We start from the raw sequence: 15943 nt of genomic DNA on the forward strand, positions 1-15943 counted from the left end.
CCCGTGGTTGTGGCGGGCGAGCCTCCTGTCGTGAGCGGGTGTCCTGTGGCGAGCGGGCTTGCCCCGCGTTGGGCTGCGCAGCAGCCCCAACACCTGAGATGAGTTTCATTGGATAAAACGGGGTGGCCTGATGGGGCCGCTTCGCAGCCCAACGCGGGGCAAGCCCGCTCGCCACAGGGAGTTCGGTCACCACAAGGTGCCCGCTCGCCACAGGGTCAGGTGGAAACAGGGCTATACCGGCGGCTGGGTCTCCAGCATCGAAGGTCGCTGGCTGACCTCGGCGTACCAGGCGGCCAGCTGTGGGTTGGCCGCGCGCCAGTGCATATCGGGGTGGCGGAAGTCGAGGTAGGCGAGGGCGCAGGCCACGCTGATCGAGGCGATGTCGAAGTGGCTGGTCAGCTCGGCGATGGCGTCCTGTTCCAGCTCGGCGAGGGTGCGGCGGATCTTGTTGCGCTGCTCGTCGAGCCACGGCGCCCAGTGTTTTTCCGCCGGGCGCAGGGCCGACTCGTAACGCACCAGTACGGCCGCATCCATGATGCCGTCAGCCATCGAGGCCAGGGTCAGGCGCCGCCAGCGGGCCGAGCCGTCGCGGGGGATCAGCGGGTTGCCGACATGCTGGTGGTCGAAGTAATCGAGGATCACCCGGCTGTCGTGCAATACGCTGCCGTCAGCCAGGCGCAGGGCCGGGATCTTGCCCACGGGGTTGCCTTGCACCACCTGCGCATCCGGGTTGACCGGCGTCGGCATGCAGCCGTGCAGCGCCACGCGGTCCTGCTGGCCGGTTTCGATCAGCAGCACGCGAACTTTGCGAACAAACGGTGAAGCGGGGTTGTGGAACAAGGTCATGCTGGGCACAGACATGGGCATTCCTCTGGAGGGGCGAGCGGGCTCGCGAAGGACGCTTACGATAGCGCAGTGCATCAGATTTGACGCGGTACTCTCAGGGTTTTCGCCGGCAAGCCGGCTTCCGCAGGAGGGCCCATACACCGATCACCGCAGGTATCCCAAGCCCCACCCAACTGAGCGAATCCCACCACCCATCCCCCAGCAACGCCGCAAATAACCCAGCGGCGCTGAGCAGGCCAATCCCCAGCGGAATGCCAAACACTTTCCAGAAATTCGACTGCCGTGGCTTCATGCCTTGCCCGCCTTGCGCCTGACGATCCACAGGTAAATCCCGCTGATCAGCACGATGATGGTCAGCACATCCAGTACCGCCCAGAGGACTTTCATCGGCATGCCGCCGTAATCGCCAAAGTGCAGGGGCTGGGACATGCCCATGGCGTCCATGTACCACGGCCGTTCGGCGATGGCGGTGACGGCCAGGGTGCTGGCGTCGATCAGCACCGGCGTCAGCAGGTGGGAGGTCAGGTGCGTGCTGCCCTTCATGAACACCGCGTAGTGGTGCTCGCTGGAAAAGCGCGTGCCGGGGAAGGCAATGAAGTCCGGCTGCATGCCGGGCGCGGCCTGGGCGGCAATGCTCAGCAGCTCGGTGGCGGGCGCGCGCTGGGTCAGCGGCGGGGCATGTTTGTACGGCTCGATCATGGCGCTGAGGCTGTCCTGGCGCCAGGCTGCGATGATCAGGTCGGCACAGGCGCTGATCACGCCGGTGACGCCCACCACCAGCGCCCAGGTCAGGGTGACCACGCCGATCAGGTTGTGCAGGTCGAGCCAGCGCAGGCGGGTGGATTTGTCCTGGCGCACGGTGGCGAACTTCAAGCGACGCATGAAGGGCAGGTACAGCACCGTGCCCGACACGATGGCCAGCACAAACAGAATGCCCATGAACGCCAGCAATAACTTGCCCGGCAGGCCAGCGAACATATCCACATGCAGGCGCAGCAGGAACAGGGTCAGCCCGCCATTCGCGGACGGCATTTCGACAGCGTCGCCGGTGCGCGCATCAAGCATGAAAGTGTGCGACGAGTTGGGTTCGGTGCCGGCCGTCGCAGCCATGATTGCGATCACGCCGTTCTTGTCGTCCTCGTCCCACGCCAGGTATTGCATGGCTTCGCCAGGGCGATGGGCCTGCGCTTTGGCCACCAGCTGTTCAAGGTTGAGCTGCGGCGTATCGGCGGGCATCTGCGCCAGTTCTGGCTCGTTGCCCAGCAGGTGATCGATCTCGTGGTGGAACACCAGCGGCAGCCCGGTCAGGGCGAGCAGCAGCAGGAACACCGTGCAGACCAGGCTGGTCCAGGTGTGGATAAAGGACCAGCGGCGGATGGTTTTACTTTTCATTTTCCAGCCTTCAGGCGCACCAAAGCCGCCCGGGAGGACGGCCTGATGGTTAACTCAGTCGATTACCACTGGTAGGTGGCACTGGCGACGACGCTGCGTTGGTCGCCGAAGTAGCAGTAGGAGCCATCGCAGGTGGAAATGTAGTCCTTGTTGAACAGGTTGGTGGCGTTGAGTTTCACCGAGGCGCCTTTGAGGCTGTTGTCCAGGCGGCCGAGGTCGTAGTGAACCGCGCCGTCGAACACGGTGTAGGCGTTGGCCTTGCCCGTCCAGGTGTTGCCTTGGTCGCCATAAGTGTTGCCGGTGTAGCGCGCGCCGAAGCCGATGCCGAAGCCATCGAGTACACCGGTGTGCCAGGTGTAGTCGGTCCACAGCGAGGCTTGCTGGTTGGGGATCAGTTGCAGGCGGTTGCCTTTGTAGATACCGGTTTGCACTTCGGACTTGGACAGGGTGTAGGCGGCGATGACCTTGAGGTTTTCGGTCACGTCGGACACCGCTTCCAGTTCCAGGCCCTTGACCTTCACTTCGCCGGCCTGGTCGGTGATCGATTGGTTACCCGCGCCGATCCGGGTCACCAGCACGTTTTTCTGGGTCAAGTCGTAGACCGCCGCACTCAGCAGCGTATTGGAGCCAGGTGGCTGGTACTTGATCCCCAGTTCCCATTGCTTGCCTTCGGTGGGCTTGTACGACTTGACGGGGTCGACGCTGGCGTTGCTCGCCGGTTGGAACGACTCGGCGTACGACAGGTAGGGCACGAAGCCCGAATCGAACACATAGCTGAGCGCCGCGTTGCCGCTGAAGTTCTTGCTGCGGTCAGTGTTGGTCGCGTCCAGCTTGTTGAAGTAAGTGGTGCCCTGATGCACCCAGTCCTCACGCCCACCCAGGGTCAGGCGCCAGTTGTCGAGGGCCATCTGGTCTTGTGCGTAGAGGCCGGTCTGGATGGTTTTCTGGTTGTAGTCGTAGTACGGCGTGACGTCCGTCGGGCGCAGGGTGGGCACGGTGTTGATCGGGTTGAAAATATTGATGTTCGACGCCGTGCCGTAGATCGTCCGGAAGGAGGTGTCGGTGCGCTGGTGGTCCAGGCCCAGCAGTACCGTGTGGGTGATGTCGCCCGTGGCGAAGTCAGCCTGGAAATTGTTATCCACTGCGAACTGGCCGATGTCCTCGTCAACGTTGGTGCTCGAGCGGCTGATATTGCCGTTGGCGTCAGCCGGGGAGTAGATATAGGAACCGACCGTCAGTTGCTGGAACGACAGCTCAGACTTGGTATAGCGCAGGTTTTGCTTGAACTGCCAGGTATCGTTGAAGCGATGCTCGAACGCATAACCCAGGGCGTAGTAGGTGCGGTCGTAGAACTCATAGTCGGGGTCGCCGAGGTTCTTGTGGTGGGAAACCTCGCCTTGGGGGAGCTTGATCTTGGTGCCCTGGATCGGCAGAAATTGACTGGTGGTGCCAGTATCGTCACGCGTGAACTGCGACAGCAGGGTCAGCTTGGTGTCGGTGTCGATGTTCCAGGTCAGGCTCGGCGCGATGTTGTAGCGTTTGTTGTCGATGTGGTCGACCTGGGTGCCGGCATCGCGCACCACGCCGCTGACGCCATAGAGGAACTGGCCTTCATCGTCGATCTTGCCGGTGCTGGCGAAGTTGATCTGGCGGTAGTTGTCACTGCCGTATTGCACCTGGATGGCATTGCTCGATTCGGCGCTGGGACGGCGGCTGACCATGTCCAGCAGGCCGCCTGGCGGGGTCTGGCCATACACCGACGAGGCCGGGCCGCGCAGCAGGGCGATGCGGTCGAGGTTCCAGGTCTCGGCTTTGGGGTTGGCATACACGCCGCGCGGCAGGGGCAGGCCGTCGAGGAACTGGGTGGGTTCGAAGCCGCGCACGCGCATCCAGTCATAACGGGTGTCGCTGCCGTAGCTGGCGGACACGATGCCGGGCATGTATTTGACCGCGTCATCCAGGTTCTGCACGTTGCGGTCCTGCATCTGCTCGCGGGTCGCCACGGAGATCGAGCGCGGCGCTTCCACCAGGGCGGTGTCGGTCTTGGTGCCGGCGGCGGTGCGTGTGGCCAGGTAGCCTTGCACCGGGCCCCAGGCGCTTTCCTGGTTGCCCTCTTGCCCGGTGATGTTGGTGACCGGCAGCGCCATCACGCCTTCCGGGATCGCCACCAGGGAATAAGTCCCCGCACTGCTTTGCTCCAGCTGCAGCCCGGTGCCACGCAGTGCCTCACGCAGCGCACCCGGGGCATCGAACTGGCCCTGGACCGGCGCCGAGGTCTTGCCCGATGCCAACGCCGGGTTGAGGGTCAAGGCCAGGCCGGCCTGGCTGGCGATCTGGTTCAGGGTGCTGGACAGCGGCGCAGCCGGCAGGTTGTACGCGCGCACGCTGGAGGACTGCTCGGCGGCGATCAGCGCGGTGCTCGCCAGCGGCGTGCAAAGGGCAATCGCCACGGCTAACAGGCTGGGGCGCAACAAGGTGTCTAGCGTGCGGGACATAGGGTGGCTCCTGAATGGAAGTAATTCGCAATTGCCTATGTGCCGAGCGAGAATCGGAAAGTGATAGGGCAGGATCAAAATATTTTTTGTGGTGGGTTTGAGGGCCTCATCGGGGGCAAGTCGAATCGTCGCACCGCCCCTCCCACATTTGAGGTATTCGCACATCAACCCGTGGGAGGGGCGGTGCGACGATTCGACTTGCCCGCGATAGCCATGGCCCAGGCCCAGCCTGAGCTAAGGCTTGGCGGTCACCGTCACCCACCACGGCGTGTGCTGCTGGATCTGCACCGGCAGGGTCGGCAGCAGCGCGTTGAGGGCCAGGTCGGTGTCATGCAACGGGAAGCTGCCGGTGATGCGCAGGTCCGCCACGCTTTTATCCACACCCAAATGACCGGTGCGGTAGCGACCAAGCTCGGCCACCACATCGCCGAGACGGGCGTTTTCGACCACCAGCATGCCGCGCGTCCACGCATCGGTAGCGGGAGTGACGGCCAGCGCAGGGCCAAGGCCGTCACTGCGCATCAACACTTGCTGGCCTTCCTTGAAGATCTGTTCCTGCGGCAATGCCTCGGGTTGGGCGCCCACTGCCGACTGCAGCACGCTCAGGCGCGTGGCGTGGTCTTCGCGCTTGACGATAAACCGCGTGCCCAGCGCCCGCAGGTTGCCGTCGCGGGTTTGCACGTAGAACGGGCGCGCATCGTTGTGGCCGGTTTCGACGAGGATTTCGCCTTCCTGCAGCACAATCAGCCGGCGCTTGTCATCGAAACGCACGTCAATGGCGCTGTGGGTATTGAGGTTAATCAGCGTGCCGTCCGCCAGTTTCAGCGTGCGCTGTTCACCGGTGGCCGTGCGTTGGTCGGCCAGCCAGTAGTGGATCGGCACGTAGCGTTCGCCGGCAAACAGCGCCAGGCCGCACACCAGCGCAATGCTCGCCAGGCCGCTGCCGAGTTTGCGCACGCGTTGGCGAATGCCCTCGCGCGACTGCAGCAACGCCACCCGCGCCGGGCCCGAAGCCACGCTGAAGCGCTGGTCGAGCATGCCCAGTTGGCGCCAGGCGCGGGCGTGCTCTTCATCGCTGGCCAGCCATTTGTCGAATTCCTCGCGCTCCACCGCGCTGCCGTCGCCGGAATCCAGCGACAGTTGCCAGGCGATCGCCGCATCCAGCACACGGGCCGACACGGGCTTGGAACTGATCACGCTCACAGCGGCTCGCCATACAGGGCGATGTAGCACTGGCGAATGCCCTGGGCCAGGTATTGGCGCACGCGCGGCACGGAGACGCCGAGGCGCTGGGCGATTTCCGCGTGGCCCAGGCCATCGAGGCGGTTGTAGAGGAAGGCCGCGCGGGCCTTGCTCGACAGCTTGCCGAGCAGGCGGTCGATGGCCTTGAGGTCTTCGAGGATCAACTGCTGTTCTTCGGGCGACGGGTGTTCGCTTTCCGGGATCAGCATCAATTCGCTGAGGTACGCCTGTTCCAGCGCTGCGCGACGGAAGTAGTCGAACAACAACCCTTTGGCGATTGCCACCAGGAAGGCACGCGGCTCGCGGGGTGCGCGCAACTCGTCACGGCCGAGCAGGCGCATGAAGGTGTCCTGGCTCAGGTCCTCGGCGCGGCTCGGGCAGGCCACATTGCGCCGCAGCCAGGCCAACAGCCAGCCACGATGGTCGCGATACAACGCGCCAACAAGCTCACTGTGTGGGTTCTGGACCGACGACAAGGCATCACCGAATAAACAAGAGGTTTAAACTAACGAGAATTATTCGCGATTGTGTCAGAGGCGTGGGGTGGGCGCAATTGGCGTCTGTCGGGAGATGACATTAAAACGATGGCGCCTGTTTACGCCGTTTCCATTGGCTCAAACGCGCTTGCAGCGCCTGGGGCGTGTCGATCTGCTGCTGGCGCGCACGGCTCAACAGGATGAGCATCAGCTCCGCCGTGGCCAGGGCGTCGGCGCTGGCATGATGGCGTTCGCCCACCTGCAGGTTGAAGTGATGGATCCAGTCATCCAGCCCGGCTTCACGGATGTGCGCTTCGGGGCACAGCAGTGGGGCGATGTCGGCCACATCCAGAAACGTGTGGGCCAGGCGATAGCCCAGGCTGTCCTTGAGCGCCCGGCACAGCATGTGCTGATCGAATGGCGCGTGGAACGCGAGCAGCGGGCTGTCGCCGACAAACGCCATGAAATCCAGCAGCGCTTCAACCGGATCACTGCCCGCGGCAATTGCACTCGGGCCCAGGCCGTGGATCAGCACGCTGGGGCTGAGCTTGGTGTCGGCGCGGTGCAAGGTGCGCTCGAACAGCTGGGAGAAATCCACCGCGCCGTCCTCGATGACCACTGCACCGATCGACAGCACCTGGTCGCGATTGAGGTTCAGGCCGCTGGTTTCCAGGTCCACCACCACCCAGCGCTGACTGCGCAGCGGACCGCCGCCCAGGGCCGCTGGCTTGGGCAATTGCGCCAGGCGTTGTTGCTGCGCGGCATCGAGCCCGGGTTTAGCCGCGCGCAGCCAGCCGAACAGGCTCACAGCTGGTACCGCAAGGTCAGGCTGCTTTGCAGGCGCTGGGCCTGGCGCAGGGACTCACGCAGGATGCGGCGGTCCAGGTGGTTGAGGCTGTCAGGGTCGACGCGGTTGGAGTACGGCTGGTTTTCCCGGGTCTGCAACTGATGCTGCTGCATGCGGGTTTGCTGGATGAAGTGATAGGCCTCTTCGTAGGCGGCGCCGTCGAGCGGCTCGATCACCTCCTTGACCACCAACTGGCGCAGGCGCTCCAGGGTGTTATTGGCGTGGATGCCATTGGCCAGGGCGAGCAATCGCGCGCCGTCGACGAAGGGCGTCAAGCCCTGGACCTTGAGGTCGAGGGTGGCTTTTTCCGCACCTTTGCGCGACAGCACAAAATCACGGAAACGTCCTACGGGTGGGCGCTGGCGCAAGGCGTTTTCCGCCAGCATGCGCTGGAACAGCCGGTTATCCGCGACCTGGTCGAGAATGCCCTGGCGCAGTTGTTCGCAGCCGCGCTCATCACCCCACACCACGCGCAGGTCGAAATAGATGCTCGAACCCAGCAGGTTCTCCGGCGTCGCCTCGCGAATAAACGCGCCGAAGCGCCGCGCCCATTCGGCCCGTGACAGGCACAGCTCGGGGTTGCCGGCCATGATATTGCCCTTGCACAGGCTGAAGCCGCACAGCGCCAGGCTCTGGTTGATCTGCTGCGCCAGGGGCAGCAGGCGCCCACGCAGGGTCGCAGCCTCGACGGCGTCCTTGGCGTCGAACAGGATGCCGTTGTCCTGGTCGGTGAAGAGCGTCTGCTCGCGGCGGCCTTCGCTGCCAAAACACAGCCAACTGAAGGGCACGCCTGGGTCACCTTTTTCCGCCAGGGTCAGTTCGATCACCCGGCACACGGTGTGATCGTTGAGCAGCGTAATGATGTGGGTGATCTGCGTCGACGACGCGCCGTGGGCCAGCATGCGCTCGACCAACTGGCCGATCTCGCCGCGAATCGCCACCAGGTTCTCCACCCGGGGCGCGTTGCGGATGGTGCGTGCCAGGTGCACCAGGTCGACCCGCTGCAGGGAAAACAGGTCGCGCTCGGACACCACGCCACACAGGCGCTTTTCCTTCACCAGGCACACGTGGGCGATATGCCGTTCAGTCATGGCGATGGCAGCGTCGAACGCGCTGTGGTCCGGGGTCAGGAAGAACGGCGCCTGGGTCATATGGGCGTCGATGCCCTGGCTGAAATCGCTGGTGCCATCGGCCACCACCTGGCGTAAATCGCGCAGGGTGAAAATCCCCAGCGGCGCCTTGTGTTCATCGACGATCACAATGCTGCCGACTTGCTGCTCGTGCATCAGCGTCACCGCCTCACGCAGCGGTGTTTGCGGGCTGCAGGTGACCGGGTGGCGCATGGCCAACTCGCCCAGGCGGGTGTTCAGGGAATATTGGGTGCCGAGGGTTTCCACGGCTTTTTGCTGCACCTGCTGGTTGACCTGGTCCAGCAGGCTGCTGACGCCGCGCAGGGCAAAGTCGCGAAACGGGCTGGAAAGGGCGAACAGCTTGATAAAGGCCGGCTTGTTCAGTTGCAGGCAAAAGGTGTCTTCGGCGGCCTTGTGCTCGGTCCGTGTGGCCCGCTCGCCCAACAGCGCGGCGAGGGGGAAACACTCGCCGGCGGTGATTTCGAAGGTGGCTTGCTTCGAGTCCGGCCGTTCACCCACCACGCGGCCTTGCTTGACGATGTAGAAGTGCTCCACCGGCCCGCCCGACGGTTTGAGGATGCTCTCGCCGGGGCCGAAGAAGCGTAATTGACACTGCTCCACCAGGAACGCCAGGTGTGCGTGCTCCATCTGGTTGAACGGTGGGAAGCGTTGCAGGAACTGCAGGGTGCCGTGGATGTTCTGCAATACAGCAGTTTTCCCCGCTTGGGCGAAGGCATCAGCTTTACTCATAACATGACCGCAATTTTTTTGTCGTTATCGTCCTGCATGGTCGACTCCTGCGCGGCAGGTGCCCATTGGACGTAAGTCTAGGTCGATGAAAACGGCGTAAAACTAAGGAAAAACCTTACATGACTATCGTCCAAACCCCGTAGAACGCCCACTAGGCAAACTTTCCGACGAAGTGCACATTGAACGCCCTTCCGCAGATGTCTGACGAGTGTGCTGGGAGATTGATGAGAACTGCTGAGAACTGTATGTCCGACCACGATATTTTGAGTGATGCCGAGCGCGAGGCGCTGAGCGCCGTGATGCTGGAGCCTGATTTACCGCCACAACGCGTGTTGATTGTTGACGACGACAAGGATGCGCGTGAACTGCTGGCGGAGATCCTGGGCCTGGACGGTATTCGCTGCATGACGGCCGACAGCGGCAAGACAGCGTGGGAATTGTTGAGCTCCAGCAGCTCCATCGGTTTGCTCATCACTGACCTGCGCATGGCCCCCAGCAATGGCCTGGAACTGATTCGCCAGGTGCGCAGTTCCACCCGTGCGGCGTTGCCGATCATCATTATGTCGGGAGACGCCGAAGCCCCGGATGTGATCGATGCAATGCATTTGAGCGTGGTGGACTTCTTGCTCAAGCCGATTGATAGCGTGAAGTTGGCGAAGATGGTCAAGCGGGAATTGGGGATGGCGCAGTAGGTTCCGTTCGTCGCTACTGTCAATTCTGACAGTAGAGTTCATGATTTATCCAATGTTTAGTGGTTTAGCAGGCATGGAGCGAGGATCCATGTTTCATAACCATTGAACGGGAATTCATCATGAGTACGGAAAAACCACTAATCGACGAAACGCAATTACAGGCAGCTCGAGCCAATGCCCAAGAGGGTAACGCCTACATTCTGGTCATTGAGAACCAAGCAGCTCGTTTGTTTCAGGCGCAAGAAGTGCTTGGAGCCCGATCTTGGACTGCAATATTGGGGGCTGACCCCGAACGCATTGACCTGCGCTACGGCCATGACGTGCCCAACGGCTTTCACGTCTTTGAAGCGACGAGTCTTAGACCGTGGTACCGGGCACCGGATGGCGAACTGTATTATTCAGCGGTAGAAGGTGAGATTTGGCTCTGGGTCGATCGGCCTCAGTTTGGTACTGCCTTTGAACACACTGGGTGGTTGCTGAACGTTCGCTTTAAGAAGGGTGATGGGACTTTTGTCGTGCTCAATGGCACATTCAGAAACTCATATACCTGATACTTAAGTTGTCTGGATCACAAATGAAAAAGCCCCGATCTCTCGATAGGGGCTTTTCACTTACCTCACTTTATTCAAAGCCCATTCTTGGCCTTGAACTCCCGACGCCGACGATGCAACACCGGCTCGGTATACCCATTCGGCTGCTTGGTCCCTTCAATCACCAACTCAACCGCGGCCTGGAAGGCAATGTTGCTATCGAAATCCGGCGCCAGCGGACGGTACAGCGCATCCCCGGCATTCTGGCGGTCCACCACCGGCGCCATGCGCTTTAGGCTTTCCAGCACCTGGGCTTCATTGACGATGCCGTGGCGCAGCCAGTTGGCGATGTGTTGGCTGGAGATACGCAGCGTCGCGCGGTCTTCCATCAGGCCGACGTCGTTGATGTCCGGCACTTTCGAGCAGCCCACACCCTGGTCGATCCAGCGCACGACATAGCCGAGGATGCCCTGGGCGTTGTTGTCCAGTTCGTTGCGGATCTCTTCCTCGGACCAGTCGGTATTCTGCGCCAACGGGATAGTGAGGATATCGTCCACCGAGGCGCGCTCGCGCTTGGCCAGTTCGGCCTGGCGCGCGAACACGTCGACCTTGTGGTAGTGCAGCGCGTGCAGTGCGGCTGCGGTTGGCGAGGGTACCCAGGCGGTGTTGGCACCGGCCAGCGGGTGCGCGATCTTCTGTTCGAGCATCGCGGCCATCAGGTCGGGCATCGCCCACATGCCTTTGCCGATCTGCGCACGGCCCTGCAAGCCAGTGCTCAGGCCGATATCGACGTTCCAGTTTTCGTAGGCGCCGATCCATTTTTCCGCCTTCATCGCCGCCTTGCGCACCATCGCGCCGGCTTCCATGGAGGTGTGGATTTCGTCACCGGTACGGTCGAGGAAGCCGGTGTTGATAAACACCACGCGCTCGCTGGCGGCCTTGATACAGGCCTTGAGGTTGACCGTGGTACGGCGCTCCTCGTCCATGATCCCGACTTTCAGGGTGTTGCGCGGCAGGTTCAGCACGTCTTCGATGCGGCCGAACAGCTCGTTGGTGAACGCAGCTTCTTCGGGGCCATGCATCTTCGGTTTGACGATGTACACCGAACCGGTCCGGCTGTTCTTGCGGCTGCTGGTGCCGTTGAGGCTGTGGATCGCCGCCAGGCTGGTGAGCAGGCCGTCGAGGATGCCTTCCGGGACTTCGTTGCCGTCTTTGTCGAGGATCGCGTCGATGGTCATCAAGTGGCCAACGTTGCGCACAAACAGCAGCGAACGGCCATGCAGGGTCACGTCCTGGCCATCCACGCCGGTGTAGACACGGTCGGCGTTCATGGTGCGGGTGAAGGTCTTGCCGCCCTTGGCCACTTCTTCGGCCAGGTCGCCTTTCATCAGGCCGAGCCAGTTGCGGTAGATCACCACTTTGTCATCGGCATCGACGGCGGCGACGGAGTCTTCGCAGTCCATGATGGTGGTCAGCGCTGCTTCCATCAGCACGTCTTTGACGCCGGCGGCGTCGGTCTGGCCGACCGGGGTGCTGGCGTCGATCTGGATTTCGAAGTGCAGGCCGTTGTGCTTGAGCAGGATCGCGATCGGCTCGGCCGCGGGGCCCTGGAAACCGATCAACTGGGCGTCGTCGCGCAGGCCGCTGTTGCTGCCGCCCTTGAGGCTGACGATCAGCTTGCCGTCGACGATCTTGTAGCCGGTGGAGTCGACGTGACTGCCGGCCGTCAGCGGCGCGGCTTCGTCGAGGAAAGCGCGGGCAAAGGCGATGACCTTGTCGCCACGCACCTTGTTGTAGCCCTTGCCCTTCTCGGCGCCGTCGGCTTCGCTGATGGCGTCGGTGCCATACAGCGCGTCGTACAGCGAACCCCAGCGCGCATTCGAGGCGTTGAGGGCGAAGCGGGCATTCATCACGGGCACGACCAACTGGGGGCCGGCCATGCGGGCAATTTCGTCATCGACGTTTTGAGTCGTTGCCTGGAAATCTGCGGCTTCTGGCAGCAGGTATCCGATATCTTGCAGGAAGGCTTTGTAGGCCACCGGGTCATGGGCCTGGCCGGCGTGAGTCTGGTGCCAGGTGTCGATCCGCGCCTGGAAATCATCGCGTTTGGCGAGTAGGGCTTTGTTCTTCGGTGCCAGGTCATGGATGACCTTGTCGGCGCCGGCCCAGAACTGGTCGGCAGTGATGCCGGTGCCGGGAATGGCTTCGTTGTTCACGAAGTCGAACAGGACTTTGGCGACCTGCAGGCCACCGACTTGAACGTGTTCAGTCATTGCTTGCCTCACTCTGCGGAGCTTATGCGCTGTTTCAGATTTTCATTATGTAGTGCACGGTTGGGCATACTACATGATGACTTGCGGTTGTGAAAATTAGACTAAATACGTCGTTTAGCGACCCACTTTGGTCGTACGGTCACAGCGGAGAACGGGATGTTCTCAAAAAACTATGAGATTGTTCCAGATAAATCTAAAAATGGTACACGATTTGTTTTCGGCCACGCCTGCGTCCACCTTGTAAGAGCTGGGGGGACGCTGAGTCCTTGCCAGCGATGAGGCCCTTGAACCTCGCGGCGATGATCAGGCCGCTGTCGCCGGAAAGCCGGCTCCTACAGAAAACAACAACATCTGAGGAATTCGCCATGGACCATCTTGTACTCACTATTATCGCCGCCGACAAACCCGGCCTGGTGGAACGCATCGCGCAGAACATCGCGGCGCACGGCGGCAACTGGCTGGAAAGCCGCATGGCGCACATGGCTGGGCAGTTTGCCGGGATCCTGCGCGTCAGTGTGCCGGCGGAAAGCCGTCAGGCCCTGGTGGCCGCGCTGGAGGACTTGTCCACCCACGGCATTCGGGTGCTGGTGGGCGAGGGCAGCAGCGGGCAGGCGTCGGCGTCCAAACCGATCCTGATGACGCTGGTGGGCAATGACCGTTCGGGCATCGTGCGCGAGATCACGGCGCTGCTGAGCAAGCAGGGGGTCAACCTTGAGCGCTTGAGCACCGATGTGCGCCCGGCGCCGATGAGCGGTGACCTGCTGTTCAGCGCCGAGGCCCTGCTGCAGGTGCCGTCGAACGTGTCCCTGGAGGCGTTGCAGGAATCCCTGGAAACCCTGGCGGATGACCTGATGGTGGAACTGCGCAACGAGGAATAACCACGCACAAGGTTATGCATGGAAATCTTGCATGGGCCTGTGGATAACCTGTAGAGACCTGGCCCCAGGCCACGCGCTGCGTGCGTCTTCGCGAGCTGAGCAAAAAACGAGCAGTTTCAAGGGCTTGTGCACAAATGGCGGGGATCAGGTTGTGGATAACCTTGGGGTGGATGTCTGCAAGCCACGCCATTCGTGGCCTGCAGGGGGTTGTACGTTATTTGATCAGCGTTTGCGCACGCTCATCCAGGCGTCCAGGCTGTAGACCACCAGGCCGGCCCAGATAAAGGCGAAGGCGATCAGCGTGCTTTGCGCCAGATGTTCGCCGAACAGCAGCACGGCTTCCAGCAGCACCAGCGTCGGCGCTACGTACTGCAGGAAGCCCAATGCGGTGTAGGGCAAATGCCGCGCAGCGGCGTTGAAGCACACCAGCGGGATCAACGTGACCGGGCCTGCGGCTACCAGCCACCAGGCCTCGGACGTGCTCCAGAATTCCAGCTGCGCACTGTGCGCCGACGGATTGAACAGCAGCCACGCCACCGCAATCGGCACCAGCATCCAGGTCTCAACCACCAGCCCCGGCAACGCCTTGACCGGTGCCTGCTTGCGGATCAGGCCGTAGAACCCGAAAGTCAGTGCCAGCACCAGCGACACCCACGGCAAGCTGCCCACCTGCCACACCTGCTGGGCTACACCCACCGCTGCCAGGCCTACGGCGACCCACTGCAGGCGGCGCAGGCGTTCGCCGAGGATCAGCATGCCCAGCAGCACATTCACCAACGGGTTGATGTAGTAACCCAGGCTCGCTTCGAGCATGCGCCCGCTGTTCACCGACCACACATAGGTCAACCAGTTACCCGCAATCAACGAACCGCTGAGGGCCAGGATCGCCAGGCGCTTGGGGTTGTCCCGCAGTTCGCGGAACCAGCCGGGGTGTTTCCACACCATCAGCAGCACGCCACCGAACAGCGCCGACCACAGCACCCGGTGCACGATGATTTCGGCGGCGGGTACGCTGGCGATGGCTTTGAAGTAGAGCGGGAACAGACCCCAGATGACATAGGCGCTCAGGCCCAAAATGTACCCTTTGCGAGGGTTGGCGGCGTGCATGCAGAATCCTTGCTTAGGCAGCTAACAAAGCGCGATTGTAAGGATTTTTGTCAGACAGTGGGACTGGCTTTTCTGTGGAGCTGGCTTGCTTGCGATGCAGGCAACTCGGTGTATCAGGCTCGCCGAGGTGACGCCATCGCAGGCAAGCCAGCTCCCACAGGAGCATTTCGGTCAGAACAGTTTCAGCGGTTCTTCGTTGAGCGCCGAGAGCTGTTCGCGCAACGCCAGCACTTGATCGCCCCAGTACCGTTCACTGCCGAACCACGGGAAGCTGTGGGGAAACGCCGGGTCATCCCAGCGCCGTGCCAGCCAGGCGCTGTAGTGCATCAGGCGCAAGGCGCGCAGCGGTTCGATCAGCGCGAGTTCACGCGGGTCGAAGTCGTGGAATTCCTGGTAACCGTCCATCAGTTCTGACAGCTGCCCCAGGCATTCCTGGCGGTCGCCGGCGAGCATCATCCACAGGTCCTGCACGGCCGGGCCCATGCGGCAGTCATCGAGGTCGACGATATGGAACATCTCGTCGCGGCACATCATGTTGCCGGGGTGGCAATCGCCGTGCATGCGGATGTTTTTGTGCGGGGTGGCCTTGTACACCTCTTCCACCCGCTTGAGCAGGTCGCGGGCCACCGATTCATAGGCTGGCAACAGGCTCTTGGGGATGAAGTTGCCTTCCAGCAGGGTGGTGAGGGAGTCGTGGCCGAAGTTCTTCACGCCCAAGGCTTCGCGGTGTTCGAACGGGCGCGTGGCCCCCACCGCGTGCAAGCGGCCGAGCAATTGCCCGAGGCGATAGAGTTGATCGAGATTGCCCGGCTCCGGCGCACGGCCGCCACGGCGAGGAAACAGGGTGAAGCGGAAACCTGCGTGTTCGAACAGGCTTTCGCCATTGTGGATCAGCGGCGCAACCACCGGGACTTCGCACTCGGCCAGCTCAAAGGTGAAGCGGTGTTCTTCGAGGATCGCTTCGTTGGTCCAGCGCTGGGGGCGGTAGAACTTGGCGATCAGCGGTTCGGCGTCTTCGATGCCCACTTGGTAGACACGGTTTTCGTAGCTGTTGAGCGCGAGAACGCGCGCATCGCTGAGGAAACCGATGCTTTCGACGGCGTCGAGCACCAGGTCGGGGGTGAGTGTTTCAAACGGATGGGCCATGCGAACTCCTGCGCGCAGCAGAGCGCCGCGTCCGGCCGGGTATGGTAACGCACACGGGCAGAGATAGGTGGTGGCTGTGCGGACGCCTTCGCGGGCAAGCCCGCTCCCACAGTTGACCCAGTTCCAGCATGCACCGGCG

At 62.3% G+C, this 15943-nt stretch carries 14 protein-coding genes; 3 read left to right on the plus strand and 11 right to left on the minus strand.

Features of this window, described 5'->3' with window-relative positions:
- Positions 1 to 231: 231 nt before the first annotated feature.
- From C9990_RS02355 to C9990_RS02390, 8 genes are all read right to left on the minus strand, one after another.
- The gene (locus tag C9990_RS02355) at positions 232 to 861 is read right to left on the minus strand and encodes a glutathione S-transferase family protein (protein WP_106802450.1); all 630 of its coding nucleotides are present in this window, start codon (positions 859 to 861) and stop codon (positions 232 to 234) included.
- A gap of 79 nt (positions 862 to 940) precedes the next feature.
- The gene (locus tag C9990_RS32640; RefSeq protein WP_106802451.1) at positions 941 to 1138 is read right to left on the minus strand and encodes a hypothetical protein; all 198 of its coding nucleotides are present in this window, start codon (positions 1136 to 1138) and stop codon (positions 941 to 943) included.
- Complete coding sequence (locus C9990_RS02365; RefSeq protein WP_065904730.1) at positions 1135 to 2238, minus strand: PepSY domain-containing protein; 1104 nt, start codon at positions 2236 to 2238, stop codon at positions 1135 to 1137. The genes C9990_RS32640 and C9990_RS02365 overlap by 4 nt, the downstream gene beginning before the upstream one ends.
- A gap of 62 nt (positions 2239 to 2300) precedes the next feature.
- On the minus strand, positions 2301 to 4733 hold the full coding sequence (locus C9990_RS02370; protein WP_106802452.1) for a TonB-dependent siderophore receptor: 2433 nt from the start codon (positions 4731 to 4733) through the stop codon (positions 2301 to 2303).
- Between the two features lie 234 nt (positions 4734 to 4967).
- A complete protein-coding gene (locus C9990_RS02375) occupies positions 4968 to 5936 on the minus strand; it encodes a FecR domain-containing protein (protein WP_065904726.1) in 969 nt (322 codons plus the stop codon).
- The gene (locus C9990_RS02380) at positions 5933 to 6451 is read right to left on the minus strand and encodes an RNA polymerase sigma factor (RefSeq protein WP_065904725.1); all 519 of its coding nucleotides are present in this window, start codon (positions 6449 to 6451) and stop codon (positions 5933 to 5935) included. The genes C9990_RS02375 and C9990_RS02380 overlap by 4 nt, the downstream gene beginning before the upstream one ends.
- Before the next feature lie 100 nt (positions 6452 to 6551).
- The gene (locus C9990_RS02385) at positions 6552 to 7259 is read right to left on the minus strand and encodes a PolC-type DNA polymerase III (protein ID WP_106802453.1); all 708 of its coding nucleotides are present in this window, start codon (positions 7257 to 7259) and stop codon (positions 6552 to 6554) included.
- Positions 7256 to 9178, minus strand: coding sequence for a putative nucleotidyltransferase substrate binding domain-containing protein (locus tag C9990_RS02390; protein WP_065904720.1), 1923 nt, complete (start codon positions 9176 to 9178; stop codon positions 7256 to 7258). The genes C9990_RS02385 and C9990_RS02390 overlap by 4 nt, the downstream gene beginning before the upstream one ends.
- A 245-nt stretch (positions 9179 to 9423) precedes the next feature.
- Between C9990_RS02390 and C9990_RS02395 the strand changes: the two genes are divergently transcribed.
- Both C9990_RS02395 and C9990_RS02400 read left to right on the plus strand, forming a co-directional pair.
- The gene (locus C9990_RS02395) at positions 9424 to 9870 is read left to right on the plus strand and encodes a response regulator (protein WP_065904718.1); all 447 of its coding nucleotides are present in this window, start codon (positions 9424 to 9426) and stop codon (positions 9868 to 9870) included.
- A 119-nt stretch (positions 9871 to 9989) separates the two neighbouring features.
- Positions 9990 to 10421: a hypothetical protein gene (locus C9990_RS02400; protein ID WP_106802454.1), complete on the plus strand. Its 432-nt coding sequence runs from the start codon at positions 9990 to 9992 to the stop codon at positions 10419 to 10421.
- A gap of 74 nt (positions 10422 to 10495) precedes the next feature.
- Here the strand turns inward: C9990_RS02400 and C9990_RS02405 are convergent, their stop codons facing one another.
- Positions 10496 to 12673, minus strand: a complete 2178-nt coding sequence (locus C9990_RS02405; protein ID WP_106802455.1) for a malate synthase G — start codon at positions 12671 to 12673, stop codon at positions 10496 to 10498.
- A 365-nt stretch (positions 12674 to 13038) separates the two neighbouring features.
- Here C9990_RS02405 and C9990_RS02410 point away from each other — a divergent pair, with 365 nt between their 5' ends.
- Positions 13039 to 13551, plus strand: a complete 513-nt coding sequence (locus tag C9990_RS02410) for a glycine cleavage system protein R (RefSeq protein WP_065904712.1) — start codon at positions 13039 to 13041, stop codon at positions 13549 to 13551.
- Positions 13552 to 13773: 222 nt separating this feature from the next.
- Here C9990_RS02410 and rarD read toward each other — a convergent pair whose 3' ends face one another.
- Both rarD and C9990_RS02420 read right to left on the minus strand, forming a co-directional pair.
- Positions 13774 to 14658, minus strand: a complete 885-nt coding sequence (rarD, locus tag C9990_RS02415) for an EamA family transporter RarD (RefSeq protein ID WP_065904709.1) — start codon at positions 14656 to 14658, stop codon at positions 13774 to 13776.
- A 171-nt stretch (positions 14659 to 14829) separates the two neighbouring features.
- Positions 14830 to 15804 carry a serine/threonine protein kinase gene (locus tag C9990_RS02420; protein WP_065904707.1) on the minus strand — a complete coding sequence of 325 codons (975 nt, stop codon included), beginning with the start codon at positions 15802 to 15804 and terminating at the stop codon, positions 14830 to 14832.
- Positions 15805 to 15943: the final 139 nt, after the last annotated feature.

Origin of the sequence: Pseudomonas sp. S5D5 (assembly GCF_003013355.1) — a bacterium.
In the GTDB taxonomy this organism is placed as follows: domain Bacteria; phylum Pseudomonadota; class Gammaproteobacteria; order Pseudomonadales; family Pseudomonadaceae; genus Aquipseudomonas; species Aquipseudomonas aylmerensis.

Excerpts from the sequence above, each read along its gene's own strand:
- C9990_RS02355 (WP_106802450.1), bottom strand. The coding sequence starts at position 861 with ATGTCTGTGCCCAGCATGACCTTGTTCCACAACCCCGCTTCACCGTTT.
- C9990_RS32640 (WP_106802451.1), bottom strand. The coding sequence starts at position 1,138 with ATGAAGCCACGGCAGTCGAATTTCTGGAAAGTGTTTGGCATTCCGCTG.
- C9990_RS02365 (WP_065904730.1), bottom strand. The coding sequence starts at position 2,238 with ATGAAAAGTAAAACCATCCGCCGCTGGTCCTTTATCCACACCTGGACC.
- C9990_RS02370 (WP_106802452.1), bottom strand. The coding sequence starts at position 4,733 with ATGTCCCGCACGCTAGACACCTTGTTGCGCCCCAGCCTGTTAGCCGTG.
- C9990_RS02390 (WP_065904720.1), bottom strand. The coding sequence starts at position 9,178 with ATGAGTAAAGCTGATGCCTTCGCCCAAGCGGGGAAAACTGCTGTATTG.
- C9990_RS02395 (WP_065904718.1), top strand. The coding sequence starts at position 9,424 with ATGTCCGACCACGATATTTTGAGTGATGCCGAGCGCGAGGCGCTGAGC.
- C9990_RS02400 (WP_106802454.1), top strand. The coding sequence starts at position 9,990 with ATGAGTACGGAAAAACCACTAATCGACGAAACGCAATTACAGGCAGCT.
- C9990_RS02405 (WP_106802455.1), bottom strand. The coding sequence starts at position 12,673 with ATGACTGAACACGTTCAAGTCGGTGGCCTGCAGGTCGCCAAAGTCCTG.
- C9990_RS02410 (WP_065904712.1), top strand. The coding sequence starts at position 13,039 with ATGGACCATCTTGTACTCACTATTATCGCCGCCGACAAACCCGGCCTG.
- rarD (WP_065904709.1), bottom strand. The coding sequence starts at position 14,658 with ATGCACGCCGCCAACCCTCGCAAAGGGTACATTTTGGGCCTGAGCGCC.
- C9990_RS02420 (WP_065904707.1), bottom strand. The coding sequence starts at position 15,804 with ATGGCCCATCCGTTTGAAACACTCACCCCCGACCTGGTGCTCGACGCC.